We start from the raw sequence: 353 nt of genomic DNA, 5'->3' as shown, positions 1-353 counted from the left end.
ACTCAGGGTGGTACGGGGGGCAACAGTCCCGAGTCAGCCCGCCAGAGTCTGTCTGCCACGACAAACCGACAGTTAACAGACGGTAGCGGCGGTAGCTGGTATGCCGCGTTTACATCCAGACGGGACTTCGCCATGTTCAGTTGGGGAGATACGATCAACATCGGTCCCTGGGATGCTCCGGCAAAGTACAGTACCGTCAATTTCTTCCCGTCAACAGCAGACAATATTGGAACAGCGCTGGCCAGTAGCTGGGGTTCTGATAATGAATATTATCTGAACTCAAAGCGATCGGATAAAACGTCTTATGAGCAGTGGAAAGGCTGGTCACGACTATGGCATTCCAGAAACACGAC

1 pseudogene is annotated in these 353 nt (G+C 52.7%); it reads left to right on the top strand.

Annotated elements, in window-relative coordinates:
• A pseudogene (locus tag OGX95_RS00780) lies at positions 1-353 on the top strand (phage tail fiber protein); the annotation flags it as partial.

It is taken from the genome of Citrobacter sp. Cu233 (genome assembly GCF_030332225.1).
In the GTDB taxonomy this organism is placed as follows: Bacteria; Pseudomonadota; Gammaproteobacteria; order Enterobacterales; family Enterobacteriaceae; genus Citrobacter.
The sequence above is the reverse complement of the archived record's forward strand: the minus strand, read 5'-3'. Positions and strand labels throughout refer to the sequence as shown.